Annotated in this window: 11 protein-coding genes; 8 read left to right on the forward strand and 3 right to left on the reverse strand. The window is 61.7% G+C overall.

The genetic code is table 11. The features are described from left to right. Nucleotides 1-396: 396 nt before the first annotated feature. The 3 genes from AB7933_RS14910 to AB7933_RS14920 form a co-directional block, all read right to left on the reverse strand. The gene (locus AB7933_RS14910; protein ID WP_024073683.1) at nucleotides 397-1,521 is read right to left on the reverse strand and encodes an IS481 family transposase; all 1,125 of its coding nucleotides are present in this window, start codon (nucleotides 1,519-1,521) and stop codon (nucleotides 397-399) included. A 168-nt stretch (nucleotides 1,522-1,689) separates the two neighbouring features. Beyond that, on the reverse strand, nucleotides 1,690-2,337 hold the full coding sequence (gene narL, locus AB7933_RS14915) for a two-component system response regulator NarL (protein ID WP_024075026.1): 648 nt from the start codon (nucleotides 2,335-2,337) through the stop codon (nucleotides 1,690-1,692). Beyond that, nucleotides 2,334-4,136 (reverse strand): HAMP domain-containing protein, encoded by a 1,803-nt coding sequence (locus AB7933_RS14920; RefSeq protein WP_041161181.1) that lies wholly within the window; start codon nucleotides 4,134-4,136, stop codon nucleotides 2,334-2,336. Before AB7933_RS14920 ends, narL begins: the two co-directional genes overlap by 4 nt. A gap of 311 nt (nucleotides 4,137-4,447) precedes the next feature. Here AB7933_RS14920 and AB7933_RS14925 point away from each other — a divergent pair, with 311 nt between their 5' ends. Genes AB7933_RS14925 through moaA form a run of 8 tightly spaced genes read left to right on the forward strand, consistent with a single transcriptional unit; the run spans nucleotide 4,448 to nucleotide 15,832 of the window. After that, nucleotides 4,448-5,704 carry an MFS transporter gene (locus AB7933_RS14925; RefSeq protein ID WP_024075028.1) on the forward strand — a complete coding sequence of 419 codons (1,257 nt, stop codon included), beginning with the start codon at nucleotides 4,448-4,450 and terminating at the stop codon, nucleotides 5,702-5,704. Between the two features lie 2 nt (nucleotides 5,705-5,706). Further along, the gene (locus tag AB7933_RS14930) at nucleotides 5,707-7,104 is read left to right on the forward strand and encodes a NarK family nitrate/nitrite MFS transporter (protein WP_024075029.1); all 1,398 of its coding nucleotides are present in this window, start codon (nucleotides 5,707-5,709) and stop codon (nucleotides 7,102-7,104) included. A 58-nt stretch (nucleotides 7,105-7,162) separates the two neighbouring features. Next, nucleotides 7,163-10,936 (forward strand): nitrate reductase subunit alpha, encoded by a 3,774-nt coding sequence (locus tag AB7933_RS14935; RefSeq protein ID WP_024075030.1) that lies wholly within the window; start codon nucleotides 7,163-7,165, stop codon nucleotides 10,934-10,936. 1 nt (nucleotide 10,937) lies between these two features. Then, complete coding sequence (gene narH, locus AB7933_RS14940) at nucleotides 10,938-12,476, forward strand: nitrate reductase subunit beta (RefSeq protein WP_024075031.1); 1,539 nt, start codon at nucleotides 10,938-10,940, stop codon at nucleotides 12,474-12,476. Nucleotides 12,477-12,478: 2 nt separating this feature from the next. After that, the gene (gene narJ, locus AB7933_RS14945) at nucleotides 12,479-13,234 is read left to right on the forward strand and encodes a nitrate reductase molybdenum cofactor assembly chaperone (protein ID WP_024075032.1); all 756 of its coding nucleotides are present in this window, start codon (nucleotides 12,479-12,481) and stop codon (nucleotides 13,232-13,234) included. Next, entirely contained in the window at nucleotides 13,227-13,907 is a 681-nt protein-coding gene (gene narI, locus AB7933_RS14950; protein WP_024075033.1) for a respiratory nitrate reductase subunit gamma, read from the forward strand. The genes narJ and narI overlap by 8 nt, the downstream gene beginning before the upstream one ends. Before the next feature lie 10 nt (nucleotides 13,908-13,917). After that, complete coding sequence (locus AB7933_RS14955; RefSeq protein WP_024075034.1) at nucleotides 13,918-14,844, forward strand: peptidylprolyl isomerase; 927 nt, start codon at nucleotides 13,918-13,920, stop codon at nucleotides 14,842-14,844. 1 nt (nucleotide 14,845) lies between these two features. Next, the gene (gene moaA / locus AB7933_RS14960) at nucleotides 14,846-15,832 is read left to right on the forward strand and encodes a GTP 3',8-cyclase MoaA (protein ID WP_024075035.1); all 987 of its coding nucleotides are present in this window, start codon (nucleotides 14,846-14,848) and stop codon (nucleotides 15,830-15,832) included. Nucleotides 15,833-16,107 lie beyond the last annotated feature (275 nt).

The raw sequence follows: 16,107 nt of genomic DNA on the forward strand, positions 1-16,107 counted from the left end.
GGTTGATATGCCTCTGTGGGGGTACCTCTTGCGGGGGTTGTGAGCCTATGTGGGCGTGTCAGTTGATGCACCTGTGGCTGATCCACTGTATCGGGGCAAGCCCCCTCCCACATTTGGATCTGCATCCATCAGGTAAATTTCGGTTTGGTTTTGTTCTGGCTTTTGCGGTCCTGGAACCGACCGGAGTTGTGGCTGGTGTACTCGGTTAAGTGTGGGAGGGGGCTTGCCCCGATGGCGGCCTTTGGGCCGACCATTTTTTTTGGATTAGATCGGGTACATATCCGTTGCTGCGGTAACGGCGGCTGGCGGTTCCGCCCTTACGGCGGGTCACTTTGGAAAAGAGCCTGTATGGACCGGACACATGGTGGACACATGTGCGGGGACATGGTTGACACATTATGGACCATAGTCAGGTTTGCTCACGTCGATCGTTCGTAGGAAGTGATGGCAGAAAAACACGTCAAACAGTCCATCACCTTCAGTGTTGGGCCGTATTGCGATGTGATGCCCAGCCAAACCTTTGGCGATGCTGAAGTAGCGTTTCTGAAAACGAAAACGGCTGTGATAAGCCTTGGCTAATACGTCGTCCGGTCCGTACTCAAAGGTTGGTAACTGTTGCGGATAAGCCCATGGGCTGGCTCTATACCGGTCCATAGGCACCTTGTAGTCCAGCGCCTGATGGGGCCGTTGCAGGTTATAAACATCACGCCACCGATCAAATGCTGCTTGAGCTTCCTTGAGCGTGGAAAACTGACGCCCTTCAAGTACTTCGGCCTTGAGTGAGCGATGGAAACGCTCAATCTTTCCATTGGTTTGTGGGTGGTAAGGGCGGCTGAAACTGATCCGAATACCCAGACGAATCAACCAGATACTCAGCTCTGTGATTTCACCAGGGTTACGTGGAGAGCCCCAAGGCGGTCCGTTATCAACGTTGATGCGAGCCGGTAATCCGAAGCGCTGGAATACCTCGGTCAACCTTTCTTTCACCGTGGCTCCACGCTCGTTATCACAAGCTTGAATAGCCAAACTGAAACGTGAATGGTCGTCCAGTAAAGTCAGGGGATGGCATCTGCCTTCTTGCGTCGGGAAATGCCCTTTGAAATCCATCTGCCAAAGATTGTTGGGCGCCTCGTGTTCAAACCTCAGCTTTGCCTCTTGCTCCTTCGTAGTCGGCTGAATCAGCCCGTGCCGGTGCAGGACATTGGTAACGGTGCTGGGAGCAATCTGCTTTTTCAAGAGGCTGCTGATCGTGCGCCCACCCCATGCTGGATGGTCTTGTCTGAGCGCTATGACCTGCGCTTCCAGGGCCGGCGTGGTCAGCTTGGGGCTGGTAGCCGGTTTTCGGGATTTATCTTGCAGCCCTGAATGGCCGAGCGTCGCGTAGCGGTTAAGCCACTTGTAAGCCGTCTGCGGACTGATACCGAACCGTCGGCATAGTTCTCGTTTGTTGCTGCCGGGTTGCCCTGCTAAGGCAACAAACTCTTCTTTCAGGCTCATGGCATCTCTCGTGTCCCAGGGCATGATGGCTTTCCGGCGAAATTGGCTCGCCGAAAAGTGTCCACCATGTCCCCGCACACCCGTCAACCATGTGTCCGGTCCATACACAAAAGTGACCCGCCGTAAGGGCGGAACCGCCAGTGGCCGTCACCTAAATAACGGATATGTACTCAACCCCACCCCAAAAAAACCTCACCCCGCCTGCCGCAAATGCTCCATCGCCCAAACCGCCGCCTCCACCCGCGACCGCAACCCCAACTTATGCAGCAAATTCTTCACATGCACCTTCACCGTCCCCTCGGTAATCCCCAACTTATGCCCGATCACCTTGTTGCTATGCCCACTGGCAATCGTCTTCAACACCTGCCGCTCCCGCTCGGTCAACTCCACCGCCGCATGGGGTTGCGGCGAGCGCAGGGCCTGGGCCAGGACCCGCGTCAACCCAGGGCTGATCACCAAGGCACCCTGCAAGGCATCGCGGATGAACTGGACGACCAACTCCGGCTCCATGTCCTTGAGCAGGTACCCGTTGGCATCCAGGCGCAGGGCATCGCGAATATCGTCTTCAGCGTCGGACACCGTAAACAGCAACACCTTGCCCGCATAGTTCATGGCCCGCAGGCGGCGCAGGGTTTCCAGGCCGTTCATTTGCGGCATGTTGTTGTCCAGCAGCACCAGGTCCGGTTGCAGCGTGTCGATCTGGTCCAGGGCTTCCTGGCCATTACCGGCCTCGCCGACTACCTGCAAGTCGTCTTCCAGTTCCAGCATCTGGCGCATGCCGTGGCGCATCATCGGGTGGTCGTCGACTAGCAGGATGCGGTGGCGAGTGGGTGTGTTCATGCGTGGGTGCCTTGTAGAGGTTGCCCGAGGAATTCCGGGTGAAAACGCAATTGCACGCGCGTGCCCTGGGGCTCGCGTGGGCTGATGTCGAGTTGGCCGTGCAGGCTGCGTGCGCGCTCGTCCATGATGGTCAGGCCGTGGTGTTCACGTTGATCGACGTCGCCGCAAAAGCCACGACCGTCGTCTTCGATGCACAGGCTGACGGTCTCGCCCTCCTGGCGCAGTTGCAGCCAGGCGTTTTGCGCATGGGCGTGGCGCAGGCAATTGGACAGGGCTTCGCGGGTGATTTGCAGCAAGTGGATCTGCTCACTGGCCGATAGCTGGAAGGCCAGGGCGTCGACGTGCAGGTGGACCTGGAATTCGCCGCGCCGGGAAAACTCTTCAGCGGTGTCCTGCAGTTCCTGCACCAGCCCGGCATCGTGGATTTGCAGGCGAAAGGTGGTGAGCAACTCACGCAGTTGCCGGTAGGCATTGTTCAGGCCGTCGCGCAGCTCGGCGGTGACGGTGGCCAGGGTCTCCACCGGTTCGCCGCGGCGGATCAGGGTTTGCATGCGGCTGACTTGCAGCTTCATGTACGACAGCGCCTGGGCCAGGGAGTCGTGCAGTTCGCGGGCGATGATGGTGCGTTCGTCGAGCAGCAGCAAGCGGTGGTCCTGCTCGCGCTGGCGCTTGAGGGACAGTGAGGTGCCGATCAGGTTGGCCAGGGCCTGGATCAGTTGTTTCTCCCAGTCCTGGGGCGCATGGCCGTCGATGAAGTGGGCCTTGAGTTCGCCCAGTTCCGAGCCCTGGTTGCTGATGCTGAACACCTGGGGCGGCGCGACCTTGTGTTTCTGGCAGGTCGCGCAGTCGCCGATGGCGCAGACGTTGCGGCTGTCGCCGCCATGCAGGGCGAGCATCTGCTGGGCCGGTGCGAGGAAGTGGCCTTGCAGGCACAGCGACAGGCGCAGCCCAGGCAGGCGCTTCTGGAAGCGTCGGATCAGTTCATCCAGGCCCTCGGCATTCGCCAGGCGCGTGGCCAGGCTGCGGCTGCTCTGGTAGAGCAACTCGAGGGCGGCGTTGGCCTGTTGCAGGTTGAGGGTCTTGAGGCGCACCTGGCTTTCCAGGGTGCGGTGGGAGGCTTCGATGGTTTCGGCCATGGTGTTGAAGCTCAGGGCCAGTTGCCCCAGTTCATCCTCGGAACGGTGGTTGACCCGGGTCTTGAAGTCGCCGTCGCGAAAGCGCCGGGTGGCCTGCACCAGCTCCTGCAAGGGGTTGACCACACCGTATTGCAGTTCATACAGGCCGATCAACAGGATGATCAGGGTGCTGAACAGCGCCAGGCCCTGGATGCCTTGTTGCCAGCCTTGTTTGTGTTCGCTCTGTTGCTGCAACAGGCTGACGAATTGATTCAATTGCTCGACGAACCCCGGTGCGCTGGCCTGGAACAGGGCGGCGTCACCCCGCGCCAGGGCCGGACGCAGGTCATCGTGCCAGCGTTGCTGGATCTGTTGGTAGCTTTGCAACAACGCACTGCGCGGGCCGTCTTCGAGCACGGCCTTGAGCGACTGGCTATCGAGACGCCCTTGCAGGCTTTGGGTGATGCTGTCGATCTCGTCGGCCGGTGCGCCGGCGGCGAGCTTCCAGCTCAGGTGGTAGGTCTCCATGCGCACCGAGCCTGCGGTATTGATCGCGGCGGCGTCGCCCTGGCTGAACCAGGCGATCAAGCCGGCACTCAAGGAACTGGCGAGCGCGAGGATTGCGATCAGGATCACGGCCAGGCCGGCACGGGCGGGCAGGGAACTGCGCAGCCAGCTAAACACGGCGGCGTAATCGAAGGAGGGGGGACGTCTGCATGGCGGCACCAAAAAGGGCAAAAAGGGCTGGAACACCGCAATCCCTGGCGCACTACCTCTAAAGAATTGCCGGCAAACCCTCCCACGGGAAAACACCGGCACAAGAGACCAATCCATTGATAAATAAAGACTTTCTCTTGTTGTTCGAACTACCTCCTTAGAGGTAGGTGGGGCCAGCATAGCCCGATACCCCCCAGGCGGACGTTGATCTGCGTCAAGTTCCAAGGGGGGGCCGCCCCTAACCTGCGCTCATGGAATCACTTTCTGGAGCGCGTACCGTGACTCAACCCCGTATAAGACAAGGCCTGGTGCTGGGCATGAGCACACTGGCTTTCACCGTCTGCTTTATGGTGTGGATGATGTTCGCCGTGTTGGGCGTCCCCATCAAAGAGCTGTTGCAACTCAACGAAACCCAGTTCGGCCTGTTGGCCGCCACGCCGGTGTTGACCGGTTCCCTGGTGCGCCTGCCGCTGGGCCTGCTGACTGACCGTTTCGGCGGGCGCATTGTGTTCTTCCTGCTGATGCTCGCGTGTGTGTTGCCGCTGTACCTGATCACTTACGCCACCGCCTATTGGCAGTTCCTGGTCCTGGGCCTGTTCGTCGGCCTGGCCGGTGGCTCGTTCTCGGTGGGCATCGCCTACGTTGCCAAATGGTTCGACAAGGACAACCAGGGCTTCGCCATGGGGGTGTTTGGCGCCGGCAACGCGGGCGCCGCTGTCACCAAGTTTCTGGCCCCGGCGCTGATCGCCCTCGGCACCTGGCACCTGGTGCCCAAGGTGTTCGGCGCAATCCTGTTTATCACCGCGCTGCTGTTCTGGTTTCTCACCAGCGAAAACAAGGCGCACCGCAGTGCCGGCGGCGCGACCCTGCGCCAGCAGTTGCTGTGCCTGAAAGACCCGGCCGTGTGGCGCTACTGCCAGTACTACTCGATTGTGTTCGGCGGCTACGTGGCCCTGGCGCTATGGATGACCAAGTACTACGTGCAGGAATACGGTTTCAGCCTGCAAAGCGCCGCACTGCTGGCCGCGTGTTTCTCGCTGCCCGGTGGCGTGCTGCGTGCGGTGGGCGGTTGGATGTCGGATCGCTGGGGCGCTCAAAGCGTGACCTGGTGGGTGTTGTGGGTGAGCTGGATCTGCCTGTTCCTGCTCAGCTACCCGCAGACCCAATTGCAGGTGCAGACCGTCAACGGCCCCCTGGATTTCCATATCGGCCTCAACGCCACCCTGTTCACCGTGCTGCTGTTCGTGATGGGCATCGCCTTCGCGTTCGGCAAGGCCTCCGTATTCAAGTACATCGCCAATGACTACCCGCAGAACATGGGCGCGGTGTCCGGCATCGTCGGCCTGGCCGGTGGGCTGGGGGGCTTTGTACTGCCGATTCTGTTTGGCGCCCTGGTGGACCTCACCGGCGTGCGCTCGTCCTGCTTCATGTTGATGTACGGCGTGGTCTGGGTGTCCCTGACCTGGATGTACTTCAGCGAAATGCGCAAGCAACCGCTTTTGGGCAAAACCGCCCAACGTCTCCAAGGAGAATGAACATGTCCATCGCGCAAAAGCCCGGCTCGGGGCCGGTGATCCACGACTGGCGCCCTGAGGACCCCGCGTTCTGGGGCGCCAGCGGCAAGAAGACTGCCACCCGCAACCTGTGGATCTCGATCCCTGCGCTGTTGCTGGCCTTCGCCGTGTGGATGGTGTGGAGCACGGTGATCGTGCGCCTGAACGCCATCGGCTTTACGTTCACCACTGACCAGCTGTTCTGGCTGGCGGCGTTGCCGGGCCTGTCCGGCGCGACCTTGCGGGTGTTCTACTCGTTCATGGTGCCGATCTTCGGCGGCCGCCGCTGGACCGCCCTGAGCACCGCGTCGCTGCTGCTGCCATCGCTGTGGATGGGCTTTGCGGTGCAAGACCCCAACACCCCCTACAGCGTGTTTGTACTGATCGCGTTGCTGTGCGGTTTCGGCGGCGGCAACTTCGCCTCGAGCATGTCCAACATCAGCTTCTTCTACCCCAAGTCGCAGCAGGGCACGGCCCTGGGCCTGAACGCCGGCCTCGGCAACCTTGGGGTGTCGGTGATGCAGTTCTGCGTGCCGCTGGTGATCACTTTCGGCGTGTTCGGCCTGGTCGGCGGTCAACCGCAAACCTTGCCGGATGGCAGTCAACTCTGGTTGCAGAACGCCGGTTTTATCTGGGTGCCGTTTATCCTCACCGTCACCGTGGCGGCCTGGTTTGGCATGAATGACCTGTCCAGCGCCCGTGCCTCGTTCAGCGAGCAGGCGGTGATCTTCAAGCGCAAGCACAACTGGCTGATGTGCTGGTTGTACCTGGCCACCTTCGGTTCGTTCATCGGCTTTTCGGCGGCGTTCCCCCTGCTGATCAAGACTTCGTTCCCCGATGTGGTAGCGCTGAAATTCGCCTTCCTCGGGCCTCTGGTCGGCGCACTGGTACGCCCATTGGGCGGCTGGCTGGCGGACAAGTTGGGCGGTGCACGGGTGACCTTGTGGAACTTCGTGCTGATGATCGTGATGGTGTTCGGCGTGTTGCACTTCCTGCCCGAAAACGGCCAGGGCGGCAGCTTCTATGGCTTCCTCGGCATGTTCATGCTGCTGTTCATCACCACCGGCGTGGGCAATGGCTCCACCTTCCGCATGATCCCGGTGATCTTCCGCACCCAGCACGAAAAGGCCAGCGCCGGTAAATCCGCCGCCGAACGCGAGCAAGCGCTCAAAGATGCCGGCAAGGAATCCGCCGCCGTACTCGGCTTCAGTTCGGCCATGGGCGCCTTCGGTGCGTTCTTCATTCCCAAATCCTTCGGCACCTCGATGGCCGCCACCGGCAGCCCGGCGATGGCCTTCTACATGTTTGTCGGTTTCTACCTGAGCTGCATTGTCGTGACCTGGTGGTGGTACGCCCGCAAAGGTTGCGCCACTCCCTGCTGATCGACCACGAATTCGCCGGGGCAACGTACCCCACGGCACGCCTGATGAGGAAAACATCATGAGTCACTTGCTGGATCAACTGCGGTTCTTCAACCGTAAGCAAAACGAATTCTCCGAGGGTCACGGCGAGACCCGCAAGGAGTCCCGCGACTGGGAGAACGTCTATCGCTCGCGCTGGCAGTACGACAAGATCGTACGCTCCACCCACGGCGTGAACTGCACCGGCTCCTGCTCGTGGAAGATCTACGTGAAGAACGGCCTGATCACCTGGGAAACCCAGCAGACCGACTACCCGCGCACCCGCAACGACTTGCCCAACCATGAGCCGCGCGGCTGCCCGCGGGGTGCCAGCTACAGCTGGTACATCTACAGCGCCAACCGCCTCAAGTACCCGAAGATCCGCAAGCCGTTGCTCAAGCTATGGCGTGAAGCGCGCCTGACCCTGCCACCGGTCGAGGCGTGGGCGAGCATTGTCGAGGACAAGGTCAAGGCCGACTCGTACAAGAGCAAGCGCGGCATGGGCGGTTTCATTCGCTCGAACTGGGAGGAGGTCAACGAGATCATCGCTGCCTCCAACGTCTACACCATCAAGCAATACGGCCCGGACCGCATCGTCGGTTTCTCGCCGATCCCGGCCATGTCCATGGTCAGCTACGCGGCGGGTTCGCGTTACCTGTCGCTGATCGGCGGCGTGTGCCTGAGCTTCTACGACTGGTACTGCGACTTGCCACCGGCCTCGCCGATGGTCTGGGGCGAGCAGACCGACGTGCCGGAATCGGCCGACTGGTACAACTCCAACTACATCATCGCCTGGGGTTCCAACGTCCCGCAGACCCGTACCCCGGATGCGCACTTCTTCACCGAGGTGCGTTACAAGGGCACCAAGACCGTGGCCATCACCCCCGACTATTCGGAAGTGGCCAAGCTCACCGACCTGTGGCTCAACCCCAAGCAGGGCACCGACGCCGCGTTGGCCCAGGCCTTCAACCATGTGATCTTCAAGGAATTTCACCTGGACAAACCGAGCGCCTACTTCACCGATTACGCCAAGCGCTTCACCGACTTGCCGGTGCTGGTGATGCTCAAGCCGATGACCGGTTTTGCCCCCGGCGCCGGCTTCCAGCCTGACCGCTTCCTGCGGGCCTCGGACCTGACCGGCAACCTCGGCCAGGACAACAACCCGGAATGGAAAACCATCGCCCTCGACGAAAGCGGCGAACTGGTCTCGCCACAAGGTTCCATCGGCTACCGCTGGGGCGAGAAGGGCAAGTGGAACATCCTCGCGAAGGAAGGCGGTGAAGGCCGTGCCATCGACCTGAAACTCAGCCTGATCGGTGACGACGTCGCCGAAGTGGCGTTCCCGTATTTTGCCGGCGAAGCCCACGAACACTTCCAGCACGTGGCCGGCGATGCCGTGCAGTTCCGCCGCGTGCCGGTGCACAGCGTGACCCTGGCCGACGGCAGCGTGGCCAAAGTGGCGACGGTGTTCGACTTGTCCGCCGCCAACCTGGCCATCGACCGTGGCCTGGGCGGCCAGAACGTGGCCAAGGACTACGACGACGCCAGCGTGCCGGGCACCCCGGCGTGGCAGGAAGCGATCACCGGCGTCAGCCGCGAGAAAGCCATCCAGATCGCCCGTGAGTTCGCCGACAACGCCGACAAGACCAAGGGGCGCTCGATGATCATCGTCGGCGCGGCGATGAACCACTGGTACCACATGGACATGAACTACCGCGGGCTGATCAATATGCTCATGCTCTGCGGTTGCGTCGGCCAGACCGGCGGCGGCTGGGCCCACTACGTAGGCCAGGAAAAACTGCGCCCGCAATGCGGTTGGCTGCCCCTGGCCTTCGGCCTGGACTGGAACCGCCCGCCACGGCAGATGAACGGCACCAGCTTCTTCTACGGCCACAGCTCGCAATGGCGCCACGAGAAGATGAGCATGCACGATGTGCTCTCGCCTCTGGCCGACAAATCGCAGTTCCCGGAACACGCCCTGGACTACAACATCCGCGCCGAACGCGCCGGCTGGTTGCCGAGTGCGCCGCAGCTCAACACCAACCCGCTGCACATCTGCCGTGAGGCGGCTGCCGCCGGCATGACGCCGAAAGACTACGTGGTCCAATCCTGGCAGGACGGCAGCCTGCGCTTTGCCTGCGAACAGCCGGACAGCCCGGTGAACTTCCCGCGCAACATGTTTATCTGGCGCTCCAACCTGCTCGGCTCGTCGGGCAAGGGCCATGAGTACATGCTCAAGTACCTGCTGGGCACCAAGAACGGCGTGATGAACGAAGACATCGGCCACAGCACCGAATGCAAGCCCACCGAGGCCGAATGGGTCGAAGACGGCGCCATCGGCAAGCTCGACCTGGTGACCACCCTGGACTTCCGCATGTCCTCCACCTGCGTGTATTCCGACATCGTCTTGCCGACCGCCACCTGGTACGAAAAAGACGACATGAACACCTCGGACATGCACCCGTTCATCCACCCGTTGTCGGCCGCCATCGACCCTGCGTGGGAGTCGCGCTCCGACTGGGAAATCTACAAAGGCATCGCCAAGGCGTTCTCGGCCATGTCGGTCGGCCACCTGGGCGTGGAGCAAGACCTGGTCACCGTACCGTTGATGCACGACAGCGTCGGCGAACTGGCCCAGCCATTTGGCGGCACCGACTGGAAAAGCGCCGGTGTGGCGCCGGTGCCGGGCAAGAACGCGCCGAACATGGCGGTGGTGGAACGCGACTACCCGAACATCTACAAGCAGTTCTCGTCCCTGGGCCCGATGCTGGAAAAACTCGGCAACGGCGGCAAGGGCATCAACTGGAACACCGACGAGGAAGTCGAGTTCCTCGGTGAACTCAACCACCACGAAAACGACGCGGGCATCAGCCACGGTCGGCCGAAGATCGACACCGCCATCGACGCCGCCGAGGTGATCCTGTCCCTGGCCCCGGAAACCAACGGCAAGGTCGCCGTGAAAGCCTGGGCCGCGCTGTCGGAGTTCACCGGCATCGACCACAGCCACCTGGCGATCTCCAAGGCCCACGAAGCGATTCGCTTCCGCGACATCCAGGCGCAGCCACGCAAGATCATCTCCAGCCCGACCTGGTCGGGCCTGGAAGACGAGCACGTGAGCTATAACGCCGGCTACACCAACGTGCATGAAAACATCCCATGGCGCACCATCACCGGCCGCCAGCAGTTCTACCAGGATCACCCGTGGATGCAGGCGTTCGGCGAGCAGTTGATGAGCTACCGGCCACCGGTCAACACCCGCACCATCGAAGGCGTGAAGGGCAAGCGCAGCAACGGCGAGACCGAGATCGTGCTGAACTGGATCACCCCGCACCAGAAATGGGGCATCCACAGCACCTACAGCGACAACCTGCTGATGCTCACCCTGAGCCGTGGCGGACCGATTGTGTGGCTCTCGGAGATCGACGCCAAGCGCGCCGGCATCGAGGACAACGACTGGATCGAATGCTTCAACGTCAACGGCGCCTTGACTGCCCGTGCGGTGGTCAGCCAGCGCGTGAAGGAAGGCATGGTGATGATGTACCACGCCCAGGAACGCATCGTGAACGTGCCCGGTTCGGAAACCACCAAGACCCGTGGCGGCCACCACAACTCGGTGACCCGCGTGGTGCTCAAGCCGACGCACATGATCGGCGGCTATGCCCAGCAGGCCTACGGTTTCAACTATTACGGCACGGTCGGTTGCAACCGCGACGAGTTCGTCGTGGTGCGCAAGATGGCCAAGGTCGACTGGCTCGATGGCTCCACCGGCAATGACCTGCCGCGCCCATTGCCGACTGATATCGAGGAGAACTGAGATGAAGATTCGCTCACAGATCGGCATGGTCCTCAACCTGGACAAATGCATCGGTTGCCACACCTGTTCCATCACCTGCAAAAACGTGTGGACCAGCCGTGAAGGCATGGAATACGCCTGGTTCAACAACGTCGAATCCAAACCCGGTATCGGCTACCCGAAAGAGTGGGAAAACCAGGACAAGTGGAAGGGCGGCTGGATTCGCAACGCCAACGGCTCGATCAACCCACGCATCGGCGGCAAGTTCCGCGTGTTGGCGAACATCTTCGCCAACCCCGACCTGCCGAGCCTGGACGACTACTACGAACCGTTCGATTTCGACTATCAGCACCTGCACACCGCACCGTTGGGCGAGCACCAGCCGACCGCACGCCCACGTTCGCTGGTGTCCGGCAAGCGTATGGAAAAGATCGAGTGGGGCCCCAACTGGGAGGAAATCCTCGGCACCGAATTCGCCAAGCGCCGCAAGGACAAGAACTTCGACCAGATCCAGGCCGACATTTATGGCGAGTACGAAAACACCTTCATGATGTACCTGCCGCGCCTGTGCGAGCACTGCCTCAACCCGGCGTGCGCGGCGTCGTGCCCGAGTGGCGCGATCTACAAGCGTGAAGAAGACGGCATCGTGCTGATCGACCAGGAAAAGTGCCGGGGCTGGCGCATGTGCATCAGCGGCTGCCCGTACAAGAAGATCTACTTCAACTGGAAGAGCGGCAAGTCCGAGAAGTGCATCTTCTGCTACCCGCGTATCGAAGCCGGTATGCCGACTGTGTGCGCCGAAACCTGTGTGGGGCGGATTCGCTACCTCGGCGTGCTGTTGTACGACGCCGACCGCATCAGCGAAGTGGCGAGCACGGCCAATGAGCAGGACCTCTACGAGAAACAGCTGGAAATCTTCCTCGACCCGAATGACCCGGCGGTGATTCGCCAGGCCCTGGCCGATGGCGTGCCGCAGTCGGTGATCGACTCGGCCCAGCGTTCGCCGGTGTACAAAATGGCCGTGGATTGGAAACTCGCGCTGCCGCTGCACCCGGAATACCGCACCTTGCCGATGGTCTGGTACGTGCCGCCGCTGTCGCCGATCCAGAACGCCGCGGCGGCTGGCACCGTGGGCATGAACGGGGTGATCCCGGATGTCGACAGCCTGCGCATTCCGCTGCGTTACCTGGCCAACCTGCTCACCGCGGGCGACGAGAAGCCGGTCAAGCGTGCGCTCAAGCGCCTGTTGGCGATGCGTGCCTACAAACGCTCCCAGCAAGTCGACGGCGTGCAGGACCTGCAAGTGCTCGAAGACGTCGGCCTGAGCGTGGAACAGGTGGAAGAGATGTACCGCTACCTGGCGATCGCCAACTACGAAGACCGCTTTGTGGTGCCGAGTGCGCACCGTGAAGACGCCATGAGCGATGCGTTCGCCGAGCGCTCCGGCTGTGGTTTCAGCTTTGGCAGCGGTTGCAGCGGCAGCTCCGACACCAACATGTTCGGCGCCAAGAAGGCCAACCGCCGCGACGTGCTGAAAACCGTACAAATCTGGGAGGACTGAGCATGCGCATTCTTAAAGTGATTTCGTTGCTGCTGGACTACCCCACCGACACCCTGGTGAACGGCCGCGACGAACTGGAACAGGCGATCATCGAATCGCGGGAAATCAGCCCCAAGCAGCGCGGCGCATTGTTCGAGTTGCTGGAGCTGATCTGCGCCAATGACTTGATGGACGGTCAGGAACACTACGGTGCGCTGTTTGGCCGGGGGCGTTCGCTGTCGTTGCTGTTGTTCGAGCACGTGCATGGCGAGTCCCGCGACCGCGGCCAGGCCATGGTCGACATGATGGCCCAGTACGAAGAGGCCGGGTTTGCCATCGGTGTCAAGGAGCTGCCGGACTACATCCCGTTGTACCTGGAGTTCCTCTCCACCCGTGAAGACATCGAGGCCCGCGAGGGCCTGGCGGATGTGGCGCACCTGTTGGCCTTGCTCGCCGCGCGGCTGGAAGAGCGCGAGAGCGGCTATGCCAGTTGCTTCCGTGCGCTGTTGCAGATTGCCGGCGCCGAGCCGCACCAGGCCGTGGCCGAACTGCGTGCCCAGGTCGCCGCCGAACCGCGTGACGACTCCCTCGAAGCCCTGGACAAAATCTGGGAAGAGGAAGCGGTGGACTTCATGCAGGCCGAGCAGCAGGACCGTTGCAGTTCGATGCCCAGCGCACCAGGCAAGGCCCGCGAAGAAAGCGCGGTGCCGTTGCACTGGGTGGATTTTCAGCAAGAAGGGCGGGCCACAGTGCCGGCCGGGGAGGTGGGTAATGTCTAAGTGGAATTTGCTGGTATTCGGGATCTATCCCTATGTCGCCTTGGCGATCTGCCTGTTGGGCAGCTGGGCGCGGTTCGACCTGTCGCAGTACACCTGGAAGGCCGGCTCCAGCCAGATGCTCAACAACCGTGGCATGCGCGTGGCGAGCAACTTCTTCCACATTGGCGTGCTGTTCGTGCTGGCCGGGCATTTTGTCGGCCTGTTGACCCCGGCGTCGGTCTATCACCATGTGATCAGCACCGAGCACAAGCAGTTGCTGGCGATGGTCTCCGGTGGCTTCTTCGGCCTGCTGTGCCTGGTGGGCCTGCTGATGCTGGTCAAGCGTCGCCTGGGTGACCCGCGTGTACGGGCCACGTCAAGCCCGTCGGACATCCTGATCCTGCTGGTGTTGCTCGCGCAGTTGGTGCTTGGCTTGCTGACCATTGTCGCCTCCACCGGGCATATGGACGGTTCGGTGATGGTGATGCTCGCTGACTGGGCGCAGAACGTGGTGCTGTTGCGGCCGATGGACGCGGCGGCTTCGATCGAGCCGGTCAGCCTGATCTACAAGGCCCATGTGGCGCTGGGCTTGACCCTGTTCGTGCTGTTCCCGTTTACCCGCTTGGTGCATATGGTCAGCGCGCCGATCTGGTACCTGGGGCGTCGTTATCAAATCGTGCGGCAGAAGTATTGAGGAGAACGTCATGACTACAGGATGCGGATGTGGTGGCGGGAATGGCGGCAGCGGTGGTTGCGGCTCGTCGGTCAAGGAACCGGTGATTGCCGAGGTGACGGCCCAGGCTTCGTTCGAGGAGCTCAAGGCGCCGGAACTGATCGCCAGCAGTGAACAGGAATGGCCGATCGTCAGCGTCAACGGCGTGCCAGTCACGCCTGAGGCCATGGCCCTGGAATTGCAATATCACCCGGCTGAAAGTCGCGAAGAAGCGGTGTACCTGGCCGCCCGTGCACTGGTGATCCGCGAGCTGTTGCAGCAACGGATCGCCGAGCTGGGCCTGGCGGTGGAGATCGCCGCCGGCGAGAACGAAGAAGAAGCGGCCACGCGCCTGTTGCTGGAGCGTGAGGTCAAGGTGCCTGAGTGTGACGAGGCCACCTGTGTGCGCTACTTCGAGAACAACCGCGGGCGCTTTCACAGCGCGCCGCTGCTGGCGGTGCGGCACATTCTGCTTGAATGCGCGCCGGACGATGCCGACGCACGCCACCTGGCGCACACCCAGGCGGAAATCCTGCTGCTGACCCTGGAAGAGCAGCCTGGCCAATTTGCCGAGCTGGCCCTCAAGTATTCGGCGTGCCCGTCCAAGGCCCAGGGTGGTTCGTTGGGCCAGGTGAGCAAGGGGCAAACCGTGCCCGAACTGGAGCGCCAGCTGTTCACCCTGGCCCCGGGCCTGGCCGGCAAGCCGCTGGAGAGTCGTTATGGCTGGCATGTGATCAGTGTCGACCAACGTATCGAAGGCCAGCCGCTGCCGTATGAAGCGGTGGCGGTCGCGATCCGCACCCAGTTGCAGCAGGGCGTGTGGCAGAAGGCATTGGTGCAGTACCTGCAAACCCTGATCGGCGCGGCGGACATCCGCGGCATCGCGCTGCAGGGCGCCGACTCGCCGTTGGTGCAGTGACATGAGCCTGGTGGATGGGGTGGGCCGTTCGATCGATTACCTGCGCTTGTCGGTGACCGACCGCTGTGATTTTCGCTGTGTGTATTGCATGGCCAAAACCATGACGTTCCTGCCGCGCCAGCAGGTGTTGACCCTGGAAGAGCTGGAACGCCTGGCGGCGCTGTTTGTCCGCCAAGGCGTGCGCAAGATCCGCCTCACCGGCGGCGAACCGTTGATCCGCCCGGGCATTGTCGGGCTGTGCCGCAACATCGCGGCACTGCCGGGCTTGCGCGAACTGGTGATGACCAGCAACGGCTCGCAGCTGGCGCGACTCGCACAGCCGTTGGTGGAGGCGGGGGTCAAGCGCATGAACATCAGCCTCGACAGTCTGGATGACGCGCGGTTTCGTGCGATTACCCGCAATGGCGACTTGCAGCAGGTGCTCGCGGGGATCAAGGCGGCCAGCCAAGCGGGGTTCGAACGGGTCAAGCTCAATTGCGTGGTGATGAAGGGACGCAATTTCGACGAGGTGCCGGCGCTGGTGCAGTTCGCCATCGACCAGGGCATCGACATCAGTTTTATCGAGGAAATGCCCCTGGGGGATGTGGGGCGCTCGCGGGGCGAGACGTTCTGCTCCAGTGATGAAGTGCGAGCGGTGATTGCCCGTGAGCATGGGTTGATTGATAGCACCGAGAACAGCGGAGGCCCCGCGCGGTATGTGCGGTTGGCGGGGCATCCGGGGACCCGGGTGGGGTTTATTTCGCCTAATTCGCATAATTTTTGTGGGAGTTGCAATCGGGTACGGATGACGGTGGAGGGGCAGTTGCTGTTGTGTCTGGGGCAGGAGGATGCGCTGGATTTTCGCGCTTTGCTGCGGCGCTATCCGCTGGATGACGGGCCCTTGATCGCGGCGTTGCACAAGGGTTTGAAAGGCAAGCCGCTGCGCCATGATTTCACGGGGGCGGGGGAGGTGCAGGTGGTGCGGTTTATGAATATGAGTGGAGGCTGATTTGAGATCAAAAGCCAAAGCGCGGCGGCCATAGAGCCGACCGGTGTCGGGTCTGGTGTACTCGGTAAAAAATGTGGTAGGGGGCTTGCCCCCCGATGAGGGAGTGTCAGTGGATGCATCTATGGCTGACCCACCGCCATCGGGGGCAAGCCCCCTCCCACAAAAACGGATATGCCTCCCCAATCAAAAAACCTTGACCCCGATCAAGGGAAACCCACCCCATTCTCCGTAACCTCACTGCATATTGTGTCTATCGATCTAAAAACATCTATATG

This window comes from Pseudomonas gorinensis, assembly GCF_042015035.1.
GTDB lineage: Bacteria > Pseudomonadota > Gammaproteobacteria > Pseudomonadales > Pseudomonadaceae > Aquipseudomonas > Aquipseudomonas gorinensis.

Excerpts from the sequence above, each read along its gene's own strand:
- narH (WP_024075031.1), top strand. The coding sequence starts at position 10,938 with ATGAAGATTCGCTCACAGATCGGCATGGTCCTCAACCTGGACAAATGC.
- AB7933_RS14910 (WP_024073683.1), bottom strand. The coding sequence starts at position 1,521 with ATGCCCTGGGACACGAGAGATGCCATGAGCCTGAAAGAAGAGTTTGTT.
- narI (WP_024075033.1), top strand. The coding sequence starts at position 13,227 with ATGTCTAAGTGGAATTTGCTGGTATTCGGGATCTATCCCTATGTCGCC.
- AB7933_RS14935 (WP_024075030.1), top strand. The coding sequence starts at position 7,163 with ATGAGTCACTTGCTGGATCAACTGCGGTTCTTCAACCGTAAGCAAAAC.
- narJ (WP_024075032.1), top strand. The coding sequence starts at position 12,479 with ATGCGCATTCTTAAAGTGATTTCGTTGCTGCTGGACTACCCCACCGAC.
- moaA (WP_024075035.1), top strand. The coding sequence starts at position 14,846 with ATGAGCCTGGTGGATGGGGTGGGCCGTTCGATCGATTACCTGCGCTTG.
- AB7933_RS14930 (WP_024075029.1), top strand. The coding sequence starts at position 5,707 with ATGTCCATCGCGCAAAAGCCCGGCTCGGGGCCGGTGATCCACGACTGG.
- AB7933_RS14955 (WP_024075034.1), top strand. The coding sequence starts at position 13,918 with ATGACTACAGGATGCGGATGTGGTGGCGGGAATGGCGGCAGCGGTGGT.
- narL (WP_024075026.1), bottom strand. The coding sequence starts at position 2,337 with ATGAACACACCCACTCGCCACCGCATCCTGCTAGTCGACGACCACCCG.